The following is a 25,117-nucleotide window of genomic DNA, read 5'->3' as shown; positions in this document are numbered from 1 at the left end:
TATGTAATGTAAAGTTATCAATAGATACGAGGACTTGTGACTCCACAGAAATTTACACTCTTAATTATCACACTTCTGAGTCTGCTTAATTATTCAGCACGCGCTGATGAGGGTGGAAGACAGATCGTTTTAGATATTGGCAACGACTATTTCACAGGCCCCGAGCACACGGATCGTCATCTTACGAGCAACTTATCTATAGGTATTATTCAAAGCGGTCTGTTTGGATTTGCGAAGGGCTTTGAAGACAGCTTCTCTCCATCGACGAAGTTGTATTCAAGCTTTGCGCTCTCCCAGTTCATCTACACTCCTGAAGATACAGAGGCACCAATCCCCGATCCCGATGACCAACCCTATGCAGGATGGCTGTTTTTTACGACCGCGATGGGCACACGTGAAGGGAATCTTCTTAATATCTATCAAATAGATTTGGGAGTGGTAGGCCCAGCAGCTCTTGGTGAAGAGACTCAGAATTTTTATCACAACTTAATTGGCGTCGATCAAGCCCAAGGCTGGGACTATCAGCTGCACAATGAGTTCGGTATTAACGTGAAGATGAAACAAGCGGTGATGCCTTATCGCTACGAGGGAGCCGCGGACTCAGATTTCATTTACTTCTATGGCGGCTCCTTGGGGAACGTCGATACGCATCTGGAAGTCGGTGGAATTCTGCGCTGGGGTTACAACATTCCTGATGATATGGGCTATCGCACCGTCGATATTTACGATGGTGATTTCTCGTTGTTCACAGTGTTTCGCATTTATGAAAAAATCGTGGCGCGCGATATCTTCCTGGATGGAAATTCCGACGGTGACAGCGCTTCGGTTGAAAAGCGTCCTCTGGTCACAGCAGGCAGTGCGGGCCTCGTCATTCGTTTCTGGGATGTGGAGCTGGGTTATAGCTACGAGATGAGCACCAAGAGATTTAAGACTCAAACCTCGCCTGATGCCCGTGGGAATATCTCTTTAAGTTATCTTAGATCTTTTTAAAAGGCGTAGCTGACGGCCAGAACCGTATTCACGGTTCCGAGGAAGACAAACACCGGCTTTACGTCCCCGTTCGTTTCGCGTGAAGCACTGTAAAAGTTCACAGCCGCAATCAGCGAGTGAGTCACCACACGAATCCAGCGACGGGATTCACGCTTATCGCGTTCGCGCTCTAAAAATTTTTGCAGGATGCGGTTTTTCTCCTGAATGGAGATGCTGGAGTTTTCCAAAGCATAATAGAAGCTATCATATTCGTTTCCTGTCCAATAGTAACTTGCTCCCAATCCGATGGCCGCGATCCCGACAGTTGAAGTCAGTGCATAGACGCTTCGGCTTAAGGGATCGTTAGATAAGTCATAACCAACAACACCGCCCAAGGCTGCGATACCACCCGAGATCATGTAGCTGACTCCCATTCGCTCGTCTTCTTCTTGTTGCTGCTTTACGAATTGACGGAAGTCTGACCATTCAGGAAGGCCCTGATAGCCAGTATCGCTACTCATAAAGGCGTGGCTTTGGAGCGACAGAAACGACAGCATAATGAAAGCGATTAACATCTTCATAGCTGCACTCCGAAGGAAATATAAACGCCGTTATCCTGATCCTGGCCCCAATAAGATAGACCACTGGTGATGTTTTGATAAACCAGCATAAAGCCTGCGGAGTGATCACGCTGCCCGCCACTTAAAGCCAATTGCAAAATTCCGATCTTATACGCCATGGCGGCGCGAAACGCTTCCTGCCAGTGTTCAGTATCACTGTGAATCGCGAACTGCGTGCCCACTTCCAAAACTCCCAAGCCGACTGGTGGCTTTACCGAAGCCCCTAACATGCCTTGAGGTTTCACCGGATACTGATCAGATTTTTCATCGGCAAAGCCCCACTGCGAAAGCATTGCCGAAACTTGCGGCTGCCAGCTTTCTTCATCCCAGGCATAGACAACACCGGGCTCGATAAAAACCAGGTTCTGGGCGCGGGAGCGAAAGATCTCTTCAGCGTCAGCAGCGAAGGCTTCCGTCAGCATGATGTAGTTGCCAACGAATTTAACGTGGGAGTAGCGCAGCTGCACGCCTGCGTAAAAGTTTTCGCGAACGTAAGAAGACAGCTGCAGGCGGATGTTCTGCTCTTCGGCTGCGATAAAGTTAATCGCGGGCAACGCAGGATTATGAATGTCTGTGTAAAAGACCATACGATAGGGCTCGACCGAAAGCCCCCAAGTGCGCGCTTGAAACGAAGCTTCTAACGAGGCTTCTGCTTGCGAGGCATCCCGGCGGGAGAAAATGCGGTTCACTTGCTCGGGAGTCGCCTGACCGTTAACCATGTCTTCGACGTCGCTTAGGTAATCCATGTTGGTACCTAAGAACAAATCACTTTGAAAGCGTTGTTTGTCGTTTTTGGCGATGAACGCCGGGTTGCACGGCAGTCCCCGTTCGATACTGTCCATTGAATAACAAGTGGAACCGAAAGAGCGATACAGGAAACGACTGCCGCCATCGCGCAGGTATCCCGGCAAGGCTCCCGCCTGCGCGATCGAGGATGCAGCTAGAAGCAAGAAAGCAGCGACTTTTAAAAGCATTGCTCCCCCACTGGGATTTTCACCTGGGACATTTGAACTCTTACCTCAGACAATTGTGCTCGGTAGTTTTCAAGTTCCGATTTTTTCTTAGGGAATGCTTTTGCTAAATCCAATCCCAACGTGTCCAAGGATTTTAAAACCCGCTCGGCCCATTCCCACCACGGGCGAACATCCTGAATGCAGGTTTTCCTATTTTTACTTTGAGTTTGTAAATTCCAGGACAAAATTCCATCAGCGACATTTGCTTTCAATGCCACCACACGAAGGACTGCGCTGTACAGGCGTGCGCCGGCGTTGTCAGTTTTTGAAAGTGCGATCACTGCTTTTTCAATATCGCTGCGACCAGAAACTGTGACGGTGGGAACTTGCTCCCACTGAGCCAGGAATTCTTCGAGCTGATGAATGACTTCGTTGGTTTGCGCAGAAAAATTTAAACCCGAAATCTTCAGCTGCATCGTTGGCTGGTGTTTAACGACGACGAAATTATAAATGCTATCAAAACGAATTCCCGCGCGGGCCGCATAGGCTGAAGCCAACGCCATACGAACTTGCGGATGAGGATCTTCTTGCACGAGTTTTTGAAAGTACGAAATCGCCTGGTCGTAGTTCTGCTGATCGAGGTATTCAAAACCTCGGTTCATTTTATCTTCGCGCGTTTCGGGCTTTTCCGAATTACAAGCGCTCAGCAAAGTGATCAAAATAAGGAGGGGGATCCAACGCATGACGCACATAGTAAACTTAGTCTATTCAAATAGATACGATGCAGACTCGGAGATATAGATATTTCATACTTCGTTACGGATAGATCATACTTGTGGTGGGGTCGAACAATGGAGCCGAACGGCCAAAGTCACTATACGACAGGCTTTGCATCAGCTTGTAAGCAGCCTGGGTTTTATCGTAAACCACACCCTTTTCACGGTTCTGCACAAACGACGTAATAGAACCTTTTTGGAAGCGGCCTTTGGGATCTAATTTGACTAAAAGCAAAGGCGCAAGGCCCGCGGCTCCCTGCACACTGATTCCACGCTCGGTCGCAAAATTCCCCAAGCTATAAACCACCAGATGACCCTTATAAACTTCAAGTCCACGCGGCACATGGGGTCCATGCATAAGAATCAACCCTGCCCCGGCATCAATCGCTCCGCGGGCAAAGGCCACCGAATTTCCACGGTTTTCGCCCATGTAGTATTCGGTTTGATTGGGAGTTCTTAAAGCGTCAGAACCTTCGCTGCCAGCGTGAGCTGAAACGATTACGATATCAAAACGTTTTTTAAGTTCGCGGATCTCCTGATAGGTTTTTTCAGGCCTCGAAATACTGCGAGGACCCGAATAGTAGTCCGTTGCAATCACAGCCACGCGAATTCCGCGCACATTGAAACTTGCAACCTCTGCACCACGTTTGGTTGAAGATTGAATTTGATAAGAGCGCAAGGTTTGCAGAGTGGAACGAAGGCCTTCTGATCCAAAATCCATCGCATGATTATTGGCAAGACTGACGACATTAAATCCTGCATCCGCAAAAGTGCGAGCAAACTCGGTGGGAGTGCGGAACAAGTGGCGATTGCTGCCTTCGCTTTTAGCGCCCGCTCCCTTTTCACCGTCAAACAGTGTTCCTTCAAAATTCGCAAAGCGAATGTCTCCGGTTTTGATATAGCCTTCTGCAAATTTAAAAAGCTTTCGCCCCTGATCATCGGGAAGTTTATCGGTCGGGTAGTCTGTTCCCATCATCACATCACCGACAGCCGAGATCGTCACAAAGGACTCTGACTCGGCCAGTGCTGATACAGAAAAAACCATGGAGATAAGAAGAAGCAGAAGTGATTTCATTACAGAACGGTTATACAAGATCCTACAGAAGTTGGCCCCCAAAGGAGTGGAGCACAGTAGGAATTTCAAAGGCTGTATACTTATTCAACACTCTTATCGGGGAACCAGATTTTCATGTAAGCGTTCTTATAGGGAATCTTTTCTTCGATGTTCTCCGCTTTGAGTCCGTTAAGAGTTTGGCGACTTACGATGATCAGTTCTGTCTGATAGCCGCTGGGTTTTTCTCGTGCCATTGCGCGGTTTAGTTCATCCACCAACTGCCAGCCCTGGGTGCGCAAAGGCTCCGCCACAGTCACAAGCTGGGGAGACACTTCCTGGCGGACCCGTAAAATAGCTTCTGGCGAGCCATCACCCGCCCCAATCCCCACGACGTCCTCTCTTTTTACGGTATGCAGCGCCTCTGCCATGTGATCAAAGTAAAGGTCATTGATACCAACCGTGTGAGTCCATTGTTTTCCAAATCGTTGATTCCAGGACTTAACCAAATGCGGAATTTTCTGATCGGAGCGGGATAAGGGAAGGTCTTCAACTATTAACAGGCGGAAGTTTTTTAACTTTTCGATCGCGCGTTTAAGCGCCAAAGTTTTTGTAGTTGCCATCGAGTAATCGCGGTCGGTAAGAAGGATCACTCCCCCGCTTTTAGCACCATAATGCGGGATTTGTGCAGCGGCGGCGGCGGCGACATCCTCGGCATCTGTTGTGATGTTGACGAACATATATTGGTTGGGCCCGGGCTTCGCAGCCGCGTGCCAGCCCACAACTTTAATTCCTCTGCTTTTTGCGTGTTTCAATTGAGTGCGGTAATCGGCGCCGTCAAAACCGCCCAGAATAATGCCGTCGGTTTTACTGTTCACGGTTTCCTGCATGGCTCTGGAAACTTGGTTTTTGTTTCCCATGCAGTTAATAATTTTCAGCTTCCAGTGTAGAGTTTTTGCGGCCTCCGCAAAGGCTTCGCTGACGGTTCGGACTCCACCGTTTCTTAAATCTGAAGCGACGAACACTACCGATTTTCCGGTAAGTCCCGCAGGTCCTTCCGTTGGCTGGGCCTTTGCCACTCCCACAGTGAATGTCAAAAGGCTTCCCATGATGTTTAATGAAATGCTTTTTAGGATCCGCATATATACGGATGTTCTGGGAGTTTGCTGTGTATTGCAAAATGAATGCGGCGAAGCTGTAACTGATCAGAGCATTTTCTTAAGTTCTTCGCGATCGGACTTGTCAGTTGGAACGAGCCACTCTGCCGGCACGTGCTCAGTAACATACTCCCACGATTGCCGAAGCATTGGCTTCGCCAAAGGCTTTTGATGAAGATCTTTCAGCAGCTGTAAATGTCTAAGCAGGATGGTTCGGGTTGGCTTATAGAAGCCGCCTTCGTCCTTTCCGGCATTGGTGATCTCCTCTGAGTTTTCTGCTTTTTTAATCAGGTCGGTGAAGAACTGCTCTAAGCTCATGGCTGCTCTTTTCGTGTAAGGATGAAAACCGCGACGCTTAAAAGAATCAGGGAAATAATTGAATTTAAAATGAGGTTGTTAATTCTTACCCACATCACGGCCGCCGAAATCAACATCATGGTGATGGCCAGAATCTTGGCTTTTCTGGAGATCACCCGGTGATGATCCCAATCACGAAGGGCCGGACCGAACAGGCGCTGGCGATAAAGCCAGGCATGGGCTTTAGGTGAACTTCTGATAAAACAGAACGCTGCTAAAATCACAAAAGGAGTCGTGGGCAAAACCGGCAAAAATGCACCGACGGCCCCCAGGATCAAAGCCGTCACTCCCACTGCAAAAAGACTGAATCTTAAGGCTGAGTTTTTGACGACTTCGGGCACAAGAGCGTTCCTTTATCCGGCTGTTGAAAATACAGCAGAACACATCATTGGACGCTTTAGCAAATGAACTTTATAAGCGATCGCTTTAAACATATCCACGAAACGGAAGGTCACCGCTTTAAAGGAACCTTTCACATCACCAAACTGAACACGCACGAAACCTTTAACCACTGGTGACACAGTCACGCGAATCAAGGCCTGTCGTTCAAATTTGTTTGTAAAGGTCAAAAGATCCGCTAACGGCGGAGGCGGAAGTCCCAAGCTGCTGCTCAGCCCTGCAGCAAAATACTCCGGCGAATTCATACTGAATCCAGGAATCGCGGGTGGATAGAAGGAGTGACCTTTTAAAGTCTCTGCACCTTCACGGTGACCCATCGTCATACCGGCTTTACCAACAAGTCCAATCACGGAAACTGCAGCCTTGGTATTATCAAACTTTTCTGAGTTGTGGAAAATCTCGAACACAAAAGCTTTCTTTTGCTTGTTCACCGCAAGACTGAATCCAACTTCCTCAGCACCACCGGCACCTTTTTTTAAGACGCCCGTTTCAGCAACGATGCCTACGGATACGCTTAATCCAAACTCATTTGAATCGATCAAAAGAGGAGCTTGGGACCAAAGCTTATAGTCCATGCCTTTTAGGATATTCAAAACTGCTCTGTCACTTTTTTGCTTAAACGTCAGGTGTTCTTTTTCAACTACTGCCGCTCCCTTGCCGAAAGCTTTTTTTACGTTCACTTTTACAAAGCTAAAACCATCACCAACCAGGCTTCCAGCTCCCATTGCAAACTTTGTTGAATTCAGAATTCTTGCAGCATTTGTCAGGAAATGCAGACGCATCTCGCGGAAGTGTTTTTTATGTTCATCCGACATTTTCTCATAGGCTTCCAGCGGATTTACATTTTCGATCTTTCCACCACGGGCCAAAATCTCGGCGCGCACTTTTTCCGGGACATTCAATCCCAGAGCTTCCTTCATTAATTCCACATCAGGATAGGCATCCAAAGTATAAACTTTGGATTCAGAAAGTTTGATAACGGTATGGTCTTTATCTGAAACCTTGGCAGACTCCAGGGTCTTTTCAACCAATTCCGTTTCAATAGAGTCCTGAGGCCCCTGCTCCTCTGCAAAAGCATAGAAAGCCGGGATCAGCATCAACGTAATATATAGGATAAAACGTACTGTGTTTTTCATAATCGCGGTCTTTAAAGCAATTAGTGGACCAGCAATTTGCAAAGGTAACTCATTGATACCATGGGATTTCGTATAAGCCGGACTGTCAGGGGTGCCGCAAACTGTTGTCAAGATGCTCCCTATGTGGGCTTTGTGGCTGTCAGTTTCCCTGACAGTGCTGGAAAGATTTCCAGCAGGGTTTTGCTCTTGGAAACAAGCCTTTATAGTGGTCCTTTCACCCTTTGGGAGGACCTTTTAATGCGATACCTACTTAGCCTGCTAGTATTGGGTTCTCTAATTACACAAACCGCTTTTGCTGAAGTTTCTGAATCTGATTTCTCGGGATTGATTTCACTATTTCAAAAGCAGTATCCCGGCATCGAATTTCAAGGAAGCTGGGACAGCGATACTGTGAACGCGCAAGCAATGCGCTTTGATGATGCCCGACTGATCGTGATGTCCGGGGGCTTAGCCCGCGAACAGGCCACGACATTGGATAGTTTGGCTATAATGGTTTGTCATGAGGTCGGCCATCACTTGGGTGAAAAACCTTACTTCCCAGGATCTTTCGGGGCACCTGGATGGGCTGCGGGCGAGGGTGCCGCTGATTACTACTCGATTCATTCCTGTTTTAATAAGATGGCTCCCGCAATCGCGGAACAAAATATCACCTTGCCCCCGTCCTATGAGTACGACTTAAAGCAACTGTGTCTGGGGCAGCCAGACCCACGAGTCTGCCGCCGCGCTTTGATTGCGGGCTTCATTATCGCCAAACTTCAATGGCAGGTACTTGCGAACGGCGCGGCTGAACCAAAATTCAGCGCCACAGATTCTTCTCGTGTAAGCTCAACGCTTTTAGATTACGGCAGCCCGCAATGCCGCCTGGATACTTTCATCGCAAGTGCCACGAACTCTGCCCGCCCGACTTGCTGGTCACCCACAAAATAAAAAAACCCACAGCTATTCACTGTGGGTTTTAAAATTTCCTTTAATCCGAAGCCTATTACAGGCCGCGGATAAGATTCAAAGCAGATCCAGCGCGGAACCATTTCAATTGTTCTGCGTTGTATGTGTGCTTCGCTTCGATCGTCTCTGTAGAACCATCAGCATGCTTCAAGATCATTTTCACAGGTTTACCTGGAGCCAGATCTTTAAGGTCTACCAATGAAACTTTGTCTGCTTCCTGAATCTTGTCGTAATCTTTTGGATTAGCGAAAGTCAGAGCCAACACACCTTGTTTTTTCAAGTTTGTTTCATGGATACGTGCGAATGATTTAGTGATTACCGCTGTTGCGCCAAGATGTCTTGGGCACATCGCTGCGTGCTCACGGGAAGAACCTTCACCGTAGTTCTCGTCACCAACGATGATCCAGCCTTTGCCAGCTTTTTGGTAGTTACGTGCGATTTGCGCGTACTCGATACCAGTTTCGCCAGTCAGTTGGTTCTTGCCTTTACCGATTTCACCTGTGAATGCGTTATCCGCACCCAACAACATGTTGTTAGAGATGTTGTCCAAGTGACCACGGTAGTTCAACCATTTACCACCCGGAGAGATATGATCCGTTGTACATTTGCCTTTTGCTTTCGCAAGAACCAAATTATCAACGAAGTCGTTACCATCCCATTTAGTGAATGGAGAAAGAAGTTGCAAACGGTCTGAAGAAGGATTCACAGCAACTTGAGCTGTAGCACCTGCTGGTTTTTGGTAACCTTCAGTGTCAGCGATGAAGCCTTTAGCAGGCAACTCTGGAGCCACTGGAGCTTGCAATTTGATAGAACCTTTTGGCCCAACCAATTCGTCAGTTTGAGGATTGAAATCCAAACGACCTGCTAGACCCAACGCCATTACGATTTCAGGACTTGCGATGAACGCCAAAGTCTCTGGATTCGCATCGTTACGCGCGCGGAAGTTACGGTTGAAAGAAGTTACGATTGTATTCTTCTCGCCAGGCTTGATGTCGTCACGTCTCCATTGACCGATGCAAGGACCGCAAGCGTTCGCAAGTACTGTAGCGCCCACTTCGTTGAACGTAGCCATTTGACCGTCGCGCTCAATAGTGTTTTGGATTTGTGTTGAACCTGGGGAAACCAGGAATGGAGATTCCATTTTCACGCCAACTTCCATCGCTTGTTTTGCTACGAATGCGGCACGGCCGATGTCTTCGTAAGAAGAGTTCGTGCAAGAACCGATAAGCGCTGAAGAAATCTTAACTGTGTAGCCTTTTTCAGCCACTTCTTTTTTAAGTGCAGAAATTGGACGAGCCAAGTCTGGAGTATGAGGACCCACCAAGTGTGGCTCAAGCGCAGACAAGTCGATTTCGTAAACTTCGTCGAAGTATTTGCCTGGGTTTGCGATTACGTCAGCATCCGCAGACAAAAGATCTTTGTGAGCATCAGCTACTTTAGCCAACTCATCACGACCCGTTGATTTCAAGTAAGCAGCCATACGGTCATCGTATGGGAACACGGAGCAAGTCGCACCAAGTTCAGCACCCATGTTTGTGATCGTAGCTTTTCCAGTACAAGAGATTGAAGAAGTCCCTTCACCGAAGTACTCAACAACTTTATCCGTACCACCTTTAACAGTTAGCATTCCGCAAAGTTTCAAGATGACGTCTTTTGCAGAAGCCCAACCGCCCAATTTACCTTTAAGGTGGACACCGATCAATTTTGGATTTTTAACTTCCCAAGGAAGACCAACCATCACGTCAGAAGCGTCAGATCCACCAACACCTACTGCGCACATACCCAAACCACCCGCATTTGGAGTGTGAGAGTCTGTACCGATCATCAAACCACCTGGGAAAGCATAGTTTTCAAGGATGACTTGATGGATGATCCCAGCGCCTGGTTTCCAGAAGCCGATGTTGTAACGGGAAGAAGCTGTTGCCAAGAAGTCATAAACTTCTTTGTTAGTTTGATTGGCAACTGTCATGTCCACGCCCGAGCCTTTGTAAGCTTGGATCAAGTGGTCACAGTGAACTGTGGAAGGAACGGCTGCTTCATCTTTTCCAGCAAGCATGAACTGCAACAAAGCCATTTGCGCTGTCGCATCCTGCATTGCTACGCGGTCTGGTCTAAGTAGCAAGAAACTTTCGCCACGAACCAATTCTTGATTTTGAGGATCGTCCAAGTGACCGAAAAGGATTTTTTCTCCAAGAGTCAAAGGACGGTTCAAACGCTTACCAACAACTGCGATACGCTCAGCTGTCTTCTTGTAAACGTTCTGCACCATATCTGGTGTAGTTTCGATTTTAGAAGCCATTGTAATTGCCTTTCTGTAAAGAACGCCACATCCTAATGAAAATCAGTTGAAAGCTCAACGAGTTGAACACCTTGTCACGAGGCATAAATTTGAACTCTCACCTCTATAAAAACATCGTTATTTTAACAGGTGCCGGGATTTCGGCAGAGTCTGGAATTCGCACTTTTCGTGATCAAAACGGTCTGTGGGAGGATCATCGTATCGAGGATGTGGCGACTCCCGAGGCATTCTCTCGAAATCCGGAATTGGTTCATCGGTTCTATAATGCGAGACGATCTCAACTGAAAGATCCAAGTGTACGGCCTAATGCCGCTCATTTGGCTCTGGCAGAGCTGGAGCGGGCTTGGGAAGGTTCCTTTTTGTTGGTCACGCAAAATGTCGACAATCTGCATCGAAGAGCCGGCTCGCAAAATGTTCTGCACATGCATGGCCGCTTGGACCAAATCCGCTGTCTTTCTTGCGAAGAAACGATGGTCTGGGAAGAGGATCTTGAAGCAAATGAGAGTTGCCCTCAATGTGGCATCAAGGGCGCATTGAGACCCGATATCGTTTGGTTTGGCGAGATGCCCTACTACCGGGATGAAATCTATGAGGCTTTGGAAAAGGCTGATTACTTCATTTCTATCGGCACCAGTGGCAACGTCTACCCTGCCGCGGGCTTCGTGCAGCTTGCCTGGAAGGCGCGCAAGATCGAAATCAACGTGAAAGACACGAACATTTCGCAAGCCTTTACGGAGCAGCTTGTCGGCCCCGCCTCAGTGGAACTTCCGAAGCTCGTTAGGCAAATATTGGGGGAATCATGTTGAAACTTGCACTTCTTTTGACTCATGTATTGTTTGCGGCGCCTCAAGCTATGAATATCAATGGCGACTATGTGAAGGCCTGTCATCTGATGGAAGATGACTCGTTGATTACGAATCTTTCGATTCAGGATGCTCGCTGGACGTTTTCCCATGTGGCTTACGAAGATGACAAGTGCACTAAGGCTTACCTGGTTTATGAACTTCAATACAAAGTAAAAGCAGTGGATCGCTTTATCGACATGACGACGGTGCAGGCCACTTACACCAGTCTCACTGACGGGGTGACTGAAGCTTTGAACATGATCAATTGGTGTGGGTTTTCAGACTGGAAAACCGGCACTGCTAAAACTGTGAATGGTCTTGTTTGTGACGAGTATAAAGTTCCCGACGAGGGCGAGATTCTTTACACAACCTATCAGGTAAAAGCCCAGGAACCTTTGCAGATTTTTATGGGCACGGCCAGCAGTAATCTGGATGGCAAGACGCCACAGACCCGCTACCAACTGACCGAACGATTTCCATTTGTAAAACGCGCGACTTACCAAGCGGAATAGCAGCGAGCTTCCGTGATCACTTGGTCTGCATCGCGAACCATGTAAAGGCAGCTGGTTTCAGACATGTGCAGTTGCACGCGAGTGTATGGAATCACCTCGCCGTTTGTATTTACGATTTGTGATGGCATCGCTTCAACACCCAAAACTTTCGGCAAATTGCAAAGCTCATCGAAACTCATCTCTTCACGAGCAGCCACTGTGTTGATCGCATTCAACATACGTTGGGACTTGTAAGTCGCACACATATTAGTGCCAGCAAAAGCTGACGAAGAAACCACAGACATCAAAACCAAAGCAAAGATACGCATAATCGGAACTCCTTTTGTACGCGGCGAACCTACCCTCGCCGTGTCCGACAAACAAACAGAAGTCCGAATCCCACCCAAAACGAAAGCTCACTGAAAACCCAGACCACTCCCACCCATCTCAACGCACCGCAGACCCAGAAGGCGCCAGGCGCCTTTGGGGAGGCGCCTTTGGGGAAATTCGCAGCTGTATCATTTTGAGAATGGTCGGTAGCTGTATCATTACAGGTTTAAAATGCTAAGCCTGTATTCAATAACTTACACCCACTGAATCCTAAAAACTTCACTGGAAACGCCGATAAGTACTACATAGAACACTTGATCGTTTTTGGGAGTCTATGGGCAAGTTTGAATTAATTCGAATGAATTGCGCCAAAAATTTCACTGCTGCATTTATTGCGGGGTGCTCTCTACTTTTGCCTGCCTGTACCATGGAGCTTGGCATTTACGACACAACCGACATCGGCTCATTCACTGCAAAAAGCAGCACCAACGGCGCCATCAACGAAACCAATCTTGTCTCCGCGACCTTCGTTGGTTTTTGCACCAAGCAAAGTCAGATCGTTATCTCCTCAAACCTTGTCCCGAATTTAGCAACGTTTACATGTAACGCGAACAGCACTTGGACTCAGAGCGTGGATTTAAGCGTGCTGCCAAGTACTTACATCGGAAAACTTGTATTCACTGCGACTTCAACTGCTGGCGAAGAGCTTGTGGAAGACGTCGACATCACTCTGGATAACGTTCCCCCTACTATTGCTCTTAATACGCAGTCTGTAGTGAACTCAGGTAATCAAGCCGCCTACTCCGTCAGTGGCTCGTGTTCTGAAGAAGGTGAGCCGGTTCTTATCGATGTCAGTGGTGTCACCAAAAGCACACCATGTACTTCCGGTGCGTTTGCCACATTCCTGGATTTGACTTCACTGAGTGGAACATCCGTGGTGATTTCGGCATCTCATGCAGATCCTGCTGGAAATTCCCGCTCTGCCACGGCGTCAGTTCAACGTCATACAGCGATTCCGACGCTGACTTCATTTAGTATTAACAACGATGCGGCAACAACCACATCTGCATTGGCGACATTGAACTCAAGCGTGACAGGCGCAACGCAAATGTATATCACCAATTCTGCGGGATGTTCTTCCGGTGGTTCATGGGTTACTTATGCAGCTTCCTCTTCGTGGAGCTTACCGAATTCCAATGCCACAAACACAGTTTACGCAAAATTCCGCGACAACTGGGGTAACGAAACGGTTTGTGCGAGTGATTCTATTTTATTGGATGACGCCGCTCCAACGCTTTCGATTACTTCTCCTCTGGCGGGAGCTTTCGTAACAAGCTCTAACGTAGCTGCATTCACAATCAGTGGTTCCTGTTCGGAAAACGCCCGTTCGATTACGTTAACGGGCCCAAACAGCTTCACTGCAACAACGACATGTAACGGAACTTCGTTTTCCGCAATTCTGAATGTGGGAGTGATTGCACAAGGTGACTTCCAATTGGATGCGGCGATTTCTGATATCGCTGGCAATTCCGCAACTGCTACTTCTCCCCTTTACCACAAAGACACTGTGGCACCTACGGGCTCCATCTCCATCCATGGAGGTGCGGCAACAACATCTAATTTGGTCACGTCCCTGACCCTTACATATAGTGAAGCGGGCCAAATGTACGTGACCAACACTGCGGGCTGCTCTGCCAATGGCACTTGGGAAACGTCTGCCGCGAGCAAATCCTGGACGCTACCTACGGCAGGTGCTTCTAACACTGTTTATGCGAAATTTAGAGATGCTGCTGGCAATGAATCTCCATGCTACTCCGATGACATCACACACGTAATTACATTGGCTACAGTGTCCCTGTCATCCCCTGCAGCAGGAAGTTATATCAACTTAGGCAATGCCAATGCATTTACGGTTTCTGGTGCTTGTTCTGAGGCTGGCGAAAATGTGACGATAGCTGTGCCGGGACTGTCGGATTCTACAGTGACTTGTAGCTCTGGTGCTTGGACAAAAACTTTGAATTTGTCTTCATTAACTGACGGTTCCATTAGCTTTACTATTTCTCACTCGACTGCAACTTCGGCAGTTCAGTCCTTCACCAAAGAGACTGTGGCTCCGGTGATTAACTCTTTCACCATTAATAGTGGTGCGGCATATACTTCTTCTTTAAGTGTGACTCTGGATATTGATGTAACAGCTGCCACCGAAATGTATGTCACTGACTCGGCCCTGTGCCTGACTGGCGGCTCTTGGGAAACTTATGCAGCAAGCAAATCCAGAACTCTTGCGACCGCGAATGCAGTTAATACTGTTTATTTCAAAGCGCGTGATACTTATGGTAATGAATCGAATTGCGTTTCTGATTCAATCACTCATGATTCCGTTATTCCGACTGTAGCCATTACTGGTTCCGTGGCTGGCACGTGGATCAACAATATTAACAAGTCCTCTTTCCCAATGAGCGGAACTTGTTCAGAGCTAACAAAAAATATTGTTCTTACCGTCACCAGTACGGCCGTAACTAAAACGATAATTTGTAATTCACCCAGTGGTACTTGGTCGACATCACTCAATTTGAATACTCTTGCTGACAATGCTGTCACTCCGTACGAAATCGTAGCAACCAGCACCCGCACCAGTGGTAATTCTGCTTCAGCCTCTTCATCATACTACAAAGACATCGTGGCTCCTGCGGTTCCAACTCTTAGTAATACTCCGGCCTTCTCGGACGCTGCCATGAACATCACAGTTGTCAGCTCTGGAGCAACCCAGTACCAATACTTTGTTATCTTGCCTGGAGATATTGTTACAACTTGTACTTCAAGCTCTACATTCTCAGGTTCCAAAATTTCTATCGCGACACCGATTACTGACACGATGACTTCCACAGGAACTTACAAAGTTTGTACTAAAGCCTGGGACGATGCCAGCAACTCGGCCACCGTAAGTTCCGCGACTTCATTCGTGCACGACTCTCAAGGTCCGCAACTGCTGTCAGTGACTTCAAGTGCGGCTGACGGTGTTTACGATGTTGGCGCGACTATTCCAATAAAGGTAACCTTTGACGAAAACGTAACTGTTACTGGTACTCCACAGTTGACGCTGGAGACAGGTACGACTGACAGAGTTATCAATTACACTTCAGGTACAGGAACTCCCACTTTAACTTTTAACTACGTAGTTCAAAGTGGTGATGAGTCTACAGACCTGGATTACGCCAGTACTTCTTCTTTAAATTTGAATGGTGGAACTCTAAAAGACTCCTATGGACAGGACGCCAACATCACTTTGCCAACTCCGGGCAGCACGTTGTCTTTGGGAGGTCAAAAAAGTATCGCTCTTTCTGTGACGACAGGACTTACTCCGGTTGTTAAGGGTTATCTGACGGGCATAACTTCCGAGACTTACACTCAGGCCACTGTAAGTGGATCTAATATCACGCACTACAAGTACGCGGTAATCACTTCCGGCACGTGCGCGACGGCTACATATAGTATAGCGCAACCGAAAGCATCCCTTTTAACCTATACGAGTTCTGGAGAAGGCCCCTTTACTCTATGTGTAATTGGCGGAAGTTCATCGACCACATTCCAGCCAGCTACTGATGCACTCAGCTTCCCTTGGATTGTTGAAAATCTTTCCTTGGTAGGAATATCGTCACCAGCGCAAAACCGCGTGATTGAAGGCAGTGCGAATCAAACGATCACGCTTACGATGTCTTCGGCGAAAAACTATGACATCGACGTGTACTATAAAGTCAGCGGGGATGCGGTAAATCCGACGAATCACAATATCGCCTCAGGAACTATTACGTTCCCTGCTGGATCAACTACGCAAAACATCACAGTTTCCTTCCCTGACAACGCGATCGTTGAAGGGGAAAAACTTCTGAATTTCTACATCACAGGATCAAATTCCAATGTGATGTCTGTGGCAGAAAAATATATTGCGCAATACTACATTAAGGACAACGACAGCAATTTGACGATCACCGATTTTAAAATGAGCACAATGACAGCTTGCTCGATCACCAGCGACAATGCACTTCGCTGTATGGGCCATAACGGCAGAGGCACCGTAGGTAACGGAAATACGATCTTCCAATCTTTTGCTAATGTTGTAACTCCGGGAACAGGTTATGCATCCGTATCAGTAGGTCGCGAAATGACTTGTGCGATTACCACTTTGGGGGCCATGTACTGCTGGGGTGACATCGAGAGCGTTGCCACGACCGTGAGCACTCCGATGTTAATCGACGCCGCAAACAGCTACTTATCCGTAGCTGTAGGAAATCGCCATGCGTGTGGCATCACCACTTCCAACAAACTTCGCTGCTGGGGCCGAAACATCAGTTATCAATTGGGCGATGGCACCAACGTCAGTAAGGCTGCCGTGTCCATCGATGCAACCGAAGACTATAAGTTCATTACGGCGGGAGCTTTCAATACTTGTGGCATCACTTCAAATGACGTCCTTAAATGTTGGGGTGAAAGTACGGACTACGCGGGTGGCACGGGCACTTTAATTCAAACTCCAACAATTGTTGATGCCGGAGTAGCCTATAAAGCCGCTTCAATCGGAACAAGCCATGCCTGTGGCATCACCACAGCCGGAACTATGAAATGCTGGGGTGCCAACGTTTCAAGTCAATTGGGTGACGGCACAACGACGACCTCGATGACTCCGGTGGTGGTTGATAGCAGCCCAGCATATACGAAAGTTTCAGTCAGCCAAACATTGAACACGATCAAAAATAACGACTTTACTTGTGCCTTGACCGTGGCGGGAACCGTGAAATGTTGGGGTTATAATAACAACCAACAACTTGGTGATGGTAGCTACACTTTGCGCAGCACCCCTGTTCTTAGTGACAATGGCGCTTTGTATACTTCCATCGAGGTTTCCGGTCATCGATCTTGCGGTATCACTTCTGATGGTGCGCTAAAATGCTGGGGCGCCATGGAAACGAATGCAAACTTTTATCATTTAGGTATGCAAGGCCAATACTATTTGTCTCGTTTTACCAAGGTGCAACCTGAATTCAATTTCACGCAGATTTCGGGTCTCAATGGCCTCGGTTCCGAGAATGGTTCCCGCATGTGCGGCATTGCAAGCAACAAACTTTACTGCTGGGGCAGTAACGACACAATGAACAGCCATTCTGGTGACCGCACATCAACTGCCAACCGCAGAACAGCGCCCATTTTGATTGATGCAAATACCAACTATGCATCAATCACAGATGGCCATCGACAGGATACTTGCGCCATCACAACGGATGGATATATTAAATGCTGGGGATACAATCGTTATGGTGAATTCGGTACTGGAATAGGCGTAGGAAATTTCGCGAAAAGACCCGTCGTCATCGATAACTTTAATAAGTATTCAAAAGTCGCCTCGAATTATGAAACGGTTTGCGGAATCACTCAAACTGGAGTTCTGAAATGCTCGGGAGGAAACGATTACTATCAGCTGGGTGATGGTACCACGACTCACGCAACCACCATGACGACAGTAGATCCTGGTGTAACCTACAAGGACATCGCAATTGGAGATAGTCACGTTTGCGGCATCACATCATCCGATGGTATAAAATGCTGGGGCGCAAATTCCCAAGGTCAAGTGGGTGTGGGCTCAACCTCGAATGTAACTCGTCCCGCAGTCGTTGATTCCGGAGTTTCCTATAAGAAACTCATTTCTACTGGCAACTCGAACTGTGCTATCACCATGGCAAATAAATTGAAATGCTGGGGTTCGAATGGTATCGGGCAACTGGGCACAGGAGATTCTACCAATAAACTGATTCCAACACTGGTTGACGGGACTCGGGACTTCATGGATGTTAGCGCTGCCTTTTCGAACACCTGTGCACTTGAGACTTCCGGAAATCTTCGCTGTTGGGGGACGCCATTGTATATTGGTATTGCAACCGGGAGTTACGAGAATGGTATGACCACGCCAGTCAACACACCTCAAAGCCCGGATCCTGGAGTGACTTATAATAAAATATACGTACGCCAAGGTGCGGTTTGCGGTATTACGACGGGCGGTGACACTCGCTGTGCCGGTAAATTTTCAGGAGCAAACTTAGGAACTCCAGATAGCGGAGTGGTCGGAATATCATCGGCTGATTCACAAGCTGGTGTGATCCATATGCCTACCTATATGCAAAAGTGGTTCGGTCTCTAATAAATAATTTGAAACAATTAAAAACAAAAAAGCCGGATCGCTCCGGCTTTTTTTTATTCTTCTTTTGCTGAGATCAATTCGCTGATTACTTTTTTTGCGCGCTCGATGTTTTGTTTCATCGTGGATTTTTCTTTTAAGCTTCCCAGCATCTCGTCAGGGGCAAAAGACATCGTTTGGAATATTTCGAAGGTCTTCGTGATTTCGTCGCCGTGATCGCGGCGCAGACTTGGTGGAATTTGCGTCATCAGATCTTCGATCTTTTGCGCAGCTCCTGCCTCCCCGGCTACCTGACCCATGACCATATAAAAGATGTTGGTCATCTCGGCACCGACTTTACGGTAGTCATCTTTACCCAATGCTTGATCCACAACTTTATAGCGTTTGTTGACTTGTTCTTTCAAAGTTCTGCGACGGCGGCCCCAACCGAATTCTCTTTGGGCTTTGACCAACAATGTTGCAAGGACCCCTGCATAAATCACCAGCCACAACCAAGGACGCGCAAGAAGGCTGCCCTGCACCGAGGGCTGCCATGCCATGATCACATCAGGAAGCTTATTCACCACTTGCGGAGTTGCTGCAGGCTGAGTTCCCCCACCCGCCATGCGCTGTGATCCACCCACCGGAGCGTTTGGATTATTTACGATTTTCAAAGTGATCGGTTCGGTTTTTTTGGAATAGTACTTACCAGTTCCCGGATCAAACATGCTGACACTTAAGCCTGGGAAGACCATATCGCCTTCCTGGCGCGGAATCAGAAGAACTTCAAACTCTTTGTAAGCGCGACCATTTTTAAAGAACTTGGAATCAGACTTGGTATCGTACTGCTCAAGTCCTGCAGGCAAATTCATTGCCGGTAAATCGATCAGCTTGGCATTCCCTGCACCTTCAAAGCGCACTTTTAAACTTAGTGGCTGATTCACTGGAAAGCTTTGACCCTCGACTGTTGCATGCACATCAAACTGCCCGACTGCGCCGGAAAAATCCTGAGGACGACCTTCCACCGGCAAAGGTTTTACTTTGATAGGAACGTTGGCCGAGCTCTTGGTATATTCGTAAGGCTTTTGCATCATGCCGAACTGACTGAGCAATCTCACGCGGGATTTGATTTTATAAGGATCAATCGTGGAAGTTCCCGCTTTGATCGGAAACAGTGCATGGGAAGCAAGCAAAGCTTTCTTCCAGGGCACTCCCCCGACGTTCACTTCGTAAAACTGAATACTTGGAACTTCCTCAATAATTTCTTTCCAGAAGCCTCTTAGATCCGGGAACTTCAAACGATCCAAAGTTTCCATTTGACCGCGAGTGTAAATGTACCAGTTCACAGTCACCTGCTCGCCTTCGTACACTTCCGTCTTATCGACTTCAACGCCAATGAAGAAAGCTTCGTTAGGATTTGTTGGCAGACTGCGGAATGCGGGATTGTCGATCGTGCTGGAAGAGCCCTGACCACCGAACTGGTCATCTGGCATGCCGCCGCCGTGTTGCTGCTGCATTTGTTGCATTAAACGCTGACGTTGCTGCAAGAGCTGATTAAACATTTCCTCTTCAGCCCGGTCCATTGATTCAAACGGATCATCAAACCCCGGCATCTGCGGTCTGCGTGGCATTTGACGCTGGCTTCCGCCCTGAATGGTTGCGCCTGTGTTTACGACCTTAATAACAATCGGTTGAGTTCTGAATACTTTGCCGCCCACCACGACTTCAAAAGAAGAAACACTTAATGTGCCCTGACGTTTGGGAGTCAGGATAAAACTAAAATCCTTGCGGCGCTGAGTTTCAAACTGCATACCGCCGGGACCGGGAACAAGTTTTTGCGCCACAGCAGTTGAAGAGCTGGTATTTAAAAGTTCAAAACCATCCAGCTCAGGCACGCGGGGCTCCTGGATATCCAAGTCATCAGCGGTCACCGCTGATACGGTTACTGTGAACGTATCACCCATGCGCATTTCATTGCGATCCACTACTGCATTCACAGTCGTGCCTGCCGCAATTGCCACTGCTGCGCTCAGGATTAAGTTCAAAAAGATGATAAGACTACCAATCTTTGTCACGAGGCTGCTCCTTAGATTCTTTGCGATTATAGTCAGACCGGATTTTGCCTTCCTGCTGCTTAATCTCTCCCAGGATTTTCTTTACATCACTTTCGGAAAGTTCTTTGCCGGCAAAGGGACGAGGTTTGTACTTTGGAGAATCCTGGTACTTTTTGTCCTTTTGTTCCTGGCCGTCTTTTCCGTCCTGGTCTTTTTGATCTTGCTCTTTGTTTTGATCACCTTGCTGACCCTGCTGTTGCTGGTCGCCTTTTTGATCCTGCTTTTGGTCTTTGTTTTCGCCCTGACCACCACCGCCACCTTGTTGCTGCTGGATCAGAAGTTCAATATTGATTTTTGTCTCCTGGCTTGCAGGAACAATTTCCAAGGCCTTTTGATACATCGCAATCGCTTCATCCACCTTTTTGGCTTTACCTAAAAGTTGCGCCTCATTAAAGCGCGCGACGAATTGCAATTCAGAATCCTTTGTCCGGTCAGCCAGGCGTCCCGCTTCCGCATAAGACTGCTGGGCTTTTTCTGCCTGCTGCAGGCCTTCAAAAGTAAGACCCAGATTGCTATGCAGACGGGCTAAGAAGGGATTGTATCTTAAAGCTTCAATATACTTTTCATTTGCGGCCTGGAAGTTCTGTTTTTTTAAAAGCTCGTTCCCCTCGCGGTTCACGGCAATAGCTTTTAAGTGCGGTTGGTCACCACAGCCCGTCAGACCCAACAATATCGAGAGCAAAATCAGTTTTTTCATTCTGCTGGCACCTCGAAGCGGCCTTTCCAGAAACGGAAGCCTTTGCGTCTTTCACCGATGAATAGCTCCAACATCGCCAAGATTATCCCCATCAGTAACAACACCTGAAAGCGCTCCTCGTATTGAGTTGCCATGGTGGTATCGAACTGGGTTTTTTCCAGGTTATTGATATCTTCAACCAAGTGTTTCACCTGATCGCCACCCACTGTGGAAGTATAAAAGCTACCTTTACCGGCTTCCGCCATGGCTCTTAATGCATCACCTTTGACAGTCGTGATAACCGTTTGGCCTTGACGGTCTTTTTTATAGCCTTTTAAGAAGCCCATCCCATCACGCACTGGAATCGCGCCGCCTTTTTCAGTTCCGTAAGCAATGGTGAAAATGCGTGTACCGTCTTCAGCTAATTTCTTGGCAGCTTCCAAAGCACCCGGCTCGTGGTCTTCACCGTCCGAGGCAATTAAGATCACGCGAGTGACCTTAACCGTGTCATCCGTTGAAACGCCACCACGCTCGAAGGCTTCCTTGGCGTTACTTAGAACATCCTGGAAATTCGTACCTTGAGTTGAAACGGAGTTCGTATCCAAAGCATCGATATACATCTTAACCGCGCCTGGATCATTCGTAAGAGGAGATAACAACGCGGCAGATCCGGCAAAAGCCATGACACCGATTTTATTTCCCGGCATTTGATCAACCAAGCGGCTTAGTTCTAATTTAGCTTGCGCTAAGCGACTGGGCTTTACGTCCTCGGCCATCATACTTTCAGATACGTCGACGGCGAATATGATTTCCACACCTTCGCTTTTAACTTCCTGTGTACTTTGCCCGAATTGAGGTCTTGCGAGTGCCAGTACAAAGAAAAACACCGCTAAAACCTGCAGAACCGTTTTAATCCGGCGTTTTTGTTGCGAAACGGAGCTGGAAAGAAACGGATACAGTCTGGTGCCAATGGCGTTTTGCATCGCTTTATTCGAGCGGCGATCAAAGAAATAACCGATGATAATAATCGCTGGAATGATCCACAGATAGTTAAAAGCGGCCATGTTTTCAAATCTGAACATTATGGCACCCTCCTTAACCACGTGCGACCCAACAGTAAGCCTGCAAGGTACAGAATAATTCCCAGCACCAGATAAGGCGGATACTTCTCCGTATAATTTGTGAACTTGTTAATATCGATTTTAGTTTTTTCTAAAGAGTCAATGTCCTTAAAGACACCTTTCAGGGAGTCTTCTTTGGAAGCGCGATAGTACTTACCACCGGTTTGACTTGCCATACGGCCCAAAAGGTCTTCATTCACAGTGGAATCAAATGGCTGGTAAGTTTTAACTTTTTGACCAAAGATATCGCGGGAATAAATCGGAATGCGCGTTGGACCATCTTTACCGATACCGATGGAGTAAATCTTAATCCCGTAACCTTTGGCGATCTCTAAACCCGTTTCAGGATCGATGGTGCCCGAGTTATTCTCCCCGTCTGTCATAAAGATAACGACACGACTTTTTGCCTGTGAATCTTTTAATCTGCCGGCTGCATTCGCCAATGCCACACCCAACGCTGTACCGTCTTTGATACGAGCACTGGCAGCTGTGGTAATTTCATCAACGCGGGAAAGAATCAGCTGATAATCCAAAGTTGGCGGCACCAAAGTAAAGGACTCTCCGGCAAAGATCACCAAACCAATACGGTCGGAACTACGGCCGCTGATAAATTGCTTGATCGTTTCTTTAGCCGCTTCCAGACGATTTAGCGGCTTCATGTCCTCGATTAACATTGAATCTGAAATATCCAGGGCGATTACGATATCGATACCTTCAACGTTTTTCTTGATCTTGGTATTCATTTCCTGCGGACGAGACAAAGCGAAAATCGCAAAGACAATCCCCAAAACTTTTAAAAGCAAGGGTACATTCAACAAGCGAGTGCGGATACTGGGCGTGACAGTTTTTAAAACCTGAATGGTTCCAAACTGTAAAGTGGGAGTTTTCGTGTGCTTATGCCACAGCACCCAGATTACGACTGCAACCAGTGGAAGAACCAACCAATAAGCCAGCGGTGAATGGATCGTCATGATAAACGCTCCATATCTTCCACCAACAAGCGTGCACGCTTGGACAGATTTAAAACGTCAGACTTACTAAGCTTGGCTTTGTCTTCAATCGCGTGCTGGAATTCTTTAACCATCTTTTCAAGTTCGTTACCGGTGTCCTGGTAAACTTTCGGATGGTATTTTTTAAGATCTTTTAGAATTAAACGAGGGCTCCATTCGAGCGCCGGAATCTTATAGCGACGGGTGATGTAAAGCTTTAGCATGTGGCGGGTATCATCCAGCGCCAAAGGGACGTCTTCCGGTTTCGGAGTACCGCCAAAGAATACCGTATTCGTTCTTTGCATGCGGCGAAGACTTTGATGAAACTCTGCAATTGGCGACAATGCCGAATCATGTTCTTTTAAGCGTTCAATAATCTTACGACGCTGAATCGAGCGGAAAATCTTAGTCGCAGCGAACAGTGCAATCACTCCCAACACCAAGGCAAGCCCAATCCAATAAGCCGGAGGTACGGGAATATTCAAAGGCCCAATTGGACCGAAGGGTTCTTGCTTAGGCGCTTGCTCTCCCGGATTGGCTGGCTTTGGTGGAGGCGGCATGACGCTGACCAATTGAAACTGCACCAACCCTAAATCAACGGTTTGCGTACCGTCAGTTAATTGAAGGTTATCAATTTTAACCGGAACGCCTGCTGTGTAAGAAACAACTTTCAAATCAGCTTGAGTAGGTGAACGAAATTCAAAGTTTTGCAGTTTGATTGAATATTTTAACTCGGGCGCTACAACCAGTTGCAGCTTATCTTGCTGCAAATCCCGCGGGAACTCTCCGTCACAGACCAGGAAAAATTCCCGACCGACGGTCAATTCGCCGTCTTTCAGTCCACCAATATTTGGAATTTCAACTTTACACTGGATTGCTGCCATTATTTTCTCTTCTTAAAAAACGCCACCAGGGGATCAATGAAATCGTTGCTGGATTTTACATCCACCCTATCCACCTGGGATTTACGAAGCAATTTGTCGCGGGCCTCTTTGCGCACCTGAACTGCCTGTTCGTATTCTTTTCTGAAACTTGCGGACGAAGTATCAACCGTTAAAACCTCACCCGTCTCTGCATCCTGAACCTCAATCACTCCCATACTTGGCAGCGAGTATTCAGCCGCATCGTTCACCACGCAGGCAACGACATCGTGCTTTCGTCCCAACAAACGCAAGCTTTGATCAAATCCCTCGTCCATAAAGTCGCTAAACAGGAAAATCGTCGCGCGCTTTTTCAAGGCCCCTTGCAGGAAGCTAAAGCCATTGGAAAGTTTGGTGTTATGACTTTTTGGTTTAAAGTAATACAGATCACGCAGCAAACGCTGCACGTGACCACGGCCTTTTTTCGGTGGAACGAAATGCTCCACCTGATCACTGAATAGCAGCAATCCGACCTGGTCATTATTTTTTACCGCAGAAAAAGCCAGCAACGCCGCCATATGAGTCATTACTTCGCCCTTAAAATAAGGACCCGTTCCGAAATCACTGGAACCACTGACATCGACCGCGATGATCAGGGTCAACTCACGCTCTTCCTCGAAAGTTTTGATAAATGTTTTTCCTGTGCGCGCCGTCAGCGGCCAGGAAATGGAACGTATATCATCGCCCGGTACGTACTCCCGAAAATCCGCAAAGGTCATACCCTGCCCCTTAAAGGCAGTATGGTATTCACCCGCAAAGAGATTGTTCACAAGTTTCCTTGTGTTCAACTCTAGGAGTTTGAC

General features: G+C 47.5%; 21 protein-coding genes. 5 read left to right on the top strand and 16 right to left on the bottom strand.

What is annotated here, in order from left to right; all coding sequences use genetic code 11:
• The first annotated feature begins 36 nt into the window (after positions 1 to 36).
• The gene (locus ACLWNV_RS04920; protein ID WP_413586798.1) at positions 37 to 990 is read left to right on the top strand and encodes a lipid A deacylase LpxR family protein; all 954 of its coding nucleotides are present in this window, start codon (positions 37 to 39) and stop codon (positions 988 to 990) included.
• On the opposite strand, the gene ACLWNV_RS04915 is transcribed toward ACLWNV_RS04920, so the two are convergent.
• The 8 genes from ACLWNV_RS04915 to ACLWNV_RS04880 form a co-directional block, all read right to left on the bottom strand.
• Positions 987 to 1,550 (bottom strand): hypothetical protein, encoded by a 564-nt coding sequence (locus ACLWNV_RS04915; RefSeq protein WP_413586797.1) that lies wholly within the window; start codon positions 1,548 to 1,550, stop codon positions 987 to 989. The genes ACLWNV_RS04920 and ACLWNV_RS04915 overlap by 4 nt on opposite strands.
• Complete coding sequence (locus tag ACLWNV_RS04910) at positions 1,547 to 2,563, bottom strand: hypothetical protein (RefSeq protein ID WP_413586796.1); 1,017 nt, start codon at positions 2,561 to 2,563, stop codon at positions 1,547 to 1,549. Before ACLWNV_RS04910 ends, ACLWNV_RS04915 begins: the two co-directional genes overlap by 4 nt.
• Entirely contained in the window at positions 2,554 to 3,204 is a 651-nt protein-coding gene (locus ACLWNV_RS04905) for a tetratricopeptide repeat protein (protein ID WP_413586795.1), read from the bottom strand. Before ACLWNV_RS04905 ends, ACLWNV_RS04910 begins: the two co-directional genes overlap by 10 nt.
• A 154-nt stretch (positions 3,205 to 3,358) precedes the next feature.
• Entirely contained in the window at positions 3,359 to 4,393 is a 1,035-nt protein-coding gene (locus ACLWNV_RS04900; RefSeq protein ID WP_413586794.1) for a CapA family protein, read from the bottom strand.
• 80 nt (positions 4,394 to 4,473) lie between these two features.
• Positions 4,474 to 5,511: a substrate-binding domain-containing protein gene (locus ACLWNV_RS04895; protein WP_413586793.1), complete on the bottom strand. Its 1,038-nt coding sequence runs from the start codon at positions 5,509 to 5,511 to the stop codon at positions 4,474 to 4,476.
• A gap of 63 nt (positions 5,512 to 5,574) precedes the next feature.
• Entirely contained in the window at positions 5,575 to 5,844 is a 270-nt protein-coding gene (locus ACLWNV_RS04890; protein WP_413586792.1) for a hypothetical protein, read from the bottom strand.
• Positions 5,841 to 6,224, bottom strand: coding sequence for a YbaN family protein (locus tag ACLWNV_RS04885; protein WP_413586791.1), 384 nt, complete (start codon positions 6,222 to 6,224; stop codon positions 5,841 to 5,843). Before ACLWNV_RS04885 ends, ACLWNV_RS04890 begins: the two co-directional genes overlap by 4 nt.
• A gap of 12 nt (positions 6,225 to 6,236) precedes the next feature.
• Entirely contained in the window at positions 6,237 to 7,529 is a 1,293-nt protein-coding gene (locus ACLWNV_RS04880) for a hypothetical protein (protein ID WP_413586790.1), read from the bottom strand.
• Between the two features lie 126 nt (positions 7,530 to 7,655).
• Between ACLWNV_RS04880 and ACLWNV_RS04875 the strand changes: the two genes are divergently transcribed.
• The gene (locus ACLWNV_RS04875; RefSeq protein WP_413586789.1) at positions 7,656 to 8,345 is read left to right on the top strand and encodes a hypothetical protein; all 690 of its coding nucleotides are present in this window, start codon (positions 7,656 to 7,658) and stop codon (positions 8,343 to 8,345) included.
• Between the two features lie 55 nt (positions 8,346 to 8,400).
• On the opposite strand, the gene ACLWNV_RS04870 is transcribed toward ACLWNV_RS04875, so the two are convergent.
• Complete coding sequence (locus tag ACLWNV_RS04870; protein WP_413586788.1) at positions 8,401 to 10,662, bottom strand: aconitate hydratase; 2,262 nt, start codon at positions 10,660 to 10,662, stop codon at positions 8,401 to 8,403.
• An 89-nt stretch (positions 10,663 to 10,751) separates the two neighbouring features.
• Between ACLWNV_RS04870 and cobB the strand changes: the two genes are divergently transcribed.
• On the top strand, positions 10,752 to 11,468 hold the full coding sequence (cobB, locus tag ACLWNV_RS04865; RefSeq protein ID WP_413586786.1) for a Sir2 family NAD+-dependent deacetylase: 717 nt from the start codon (positions 10,752 to 10,754) through the stop codon (positions 11,466 to 11,468).
• The gene (locus tag ACLWNV_RS04860; RefSeq protein ID WP_413586785.1) at positions 11,462 to 12,019 is read left to right on the top strand and encodes a hypothetical protein; all 558 of its coding nucleotides are present in this window, start codon (positions 11,462 to 11,464) and stop codon (positions 12,017 to 12,019) included. Before cobB ends, ACLWNV_RS04860 begins: the two co-directional genes overlap by 7 nt.
• Here ACLWNV_RS04860 and ACLWNV_RS04855 read toward each other — a convergent pair.
• Positions 12,004 to 12,327: a hypothetical protein gene (locus tag ACLWNV_RS04855; RefSeq protein WP_413586784.1), complete on the bottom strand. Its 324-nt coding sequence runs from the start codon at positions 12,325 to 12,327 to the stop codon at positions 12,004 to 12,006. The genes ACLWNV_RS04860 and ACLWNV_RS04855 overlap by 16 nt on opposite strands.
• Before the next feature lie 359 nt (positions 12,328 to 12,686).
• On the opposite strand from ACLWNV_RS04855, the gene ACLWNV_RS04850 reads away from it, so the two are divergent.
• The gene (locus ACLWNV_RS04850; protein ID WP_413586783.1) at positions 12,687 to 18,518 is read left to right on the top strand and encodes a hypothetical protein; all 5,832 of its coding nucleotides are present in this window, start codon (positions 12,687 to 12,689) and stop codon (positions 18,516 to 18,518) included.
• Between the two features lie 53 nt (positions 18,519 to 18,571).
• Here the strand turns inward: ACLWNV_RS04850 and ACLWNV_RS04845 are convergent, their stop codons facing one another.
• Genes ACLWNV_RS04845 through ACLWNV_RS04820 form a run of 6 tightly spaced genes read right to left on the bottom strand, consistent with a single transcriptional unit; the run spans position 18,572 to position 25,084 of the window.
• On the bottom strand, positions 18,572 to 20,569 hold the full coding sequence (locus ACLWNV_RS04845; RefSeq protein ID WP_413586782.1) for a BatD family protein: 1,998 nt from the start codon (positions 20,567 to 20,569) through the stop codon (positions 18,572 to 18,574).
• Positions 20,553 to 21,305, bottom strand: coding sequence for a tetratricopeptide repeat protein (locus ACLWNV_RS04840; RefSeq protein ID WP_413586781.1), 753 nt, complete (start codon positions 21,303 to 21,305; stop codon positions 20,553 to 20,555). Before ACLWNV_RS04840 ends, ACLWNV_RS04845 begins: the two co-directional genes overlap by 17 nt.
• Positions 21,302 to 22,366, bottom strand: a complete 1,065-nt coding sequence (locus tag ACLWNV_RS04835) for a vWA domain-containing protein (RefSeq protein ID WP_413586780.1) — start codon at positions 22,364 to 22,366, stop codon at positions 21,302 to 21,304. The genes ACLWNV_RS04840 and ACLWNV_RS04835 overlap by 4 nt, the downstream gene beginning before the upstream one ends.
• Positions 22,366 to 23,376, bottom strand: a complete 1,011-nt coding sequence (locus ACLWNV_RS04830; RefSeq protein ID WP_413586779.1) for a vWA domain-containing protein — start codon at positions 23,374 to 23,376, stop codon at positions 22,366 to 22,368. The genes ACLWNV_RS04835 and ACLWNV_RS04830 overlap by 1 nt, the downstream gene beginning before the upstream one ends.
• The gene (locus ACLWNV_RS04825) at positions 23,373 to 24,278 is read right to left on the bottom strand and encodes a hypothetical protein (RefSeq protein WP_413586778.1); all 906 of its coding nucleotides are present in this window, start codon (positions 24,276 to 24,278) and stop codon (positions 23,373 to 23,375) included. The genes ACLWNV_RS04830 and ACLWNV_RS04825 overlap by 4 nt, the downstream gene beginning before the upstream one ends.
• Positions 24,278 to 25,084, bottom strand: a complete 807-nt coding sequence (locus ACLWNV_RS04820; protein ID WP_413586777.1) for a DUF58 domain-containing protein — start codon at positions 25,082 to 25,084, stop codon at positions 24,278 to 24,280. Before ACLWNV_RS04820 ends, ACLWNV_RS04825 begins: the two co-directional genes overlap by 1 nt.
• Positions 25,085 to 25,117: the final 33 nt, after the last annotated feature.

This window comes from Bdellovibrio sp. HCB274 (assembly GCF_047306075.1).
Classification (GTDB): Bacteria; Bdellovibrionota; Bdellovibrionia; order Bdellovibrionales; family Bdellovibrionaceae; genus Bdellovibrio.
The sequence above is the reverse complement of the archived record's forward strand: the minus strand, read 5'-3'. Positions and strand labels throughout refer to the sequence as shown.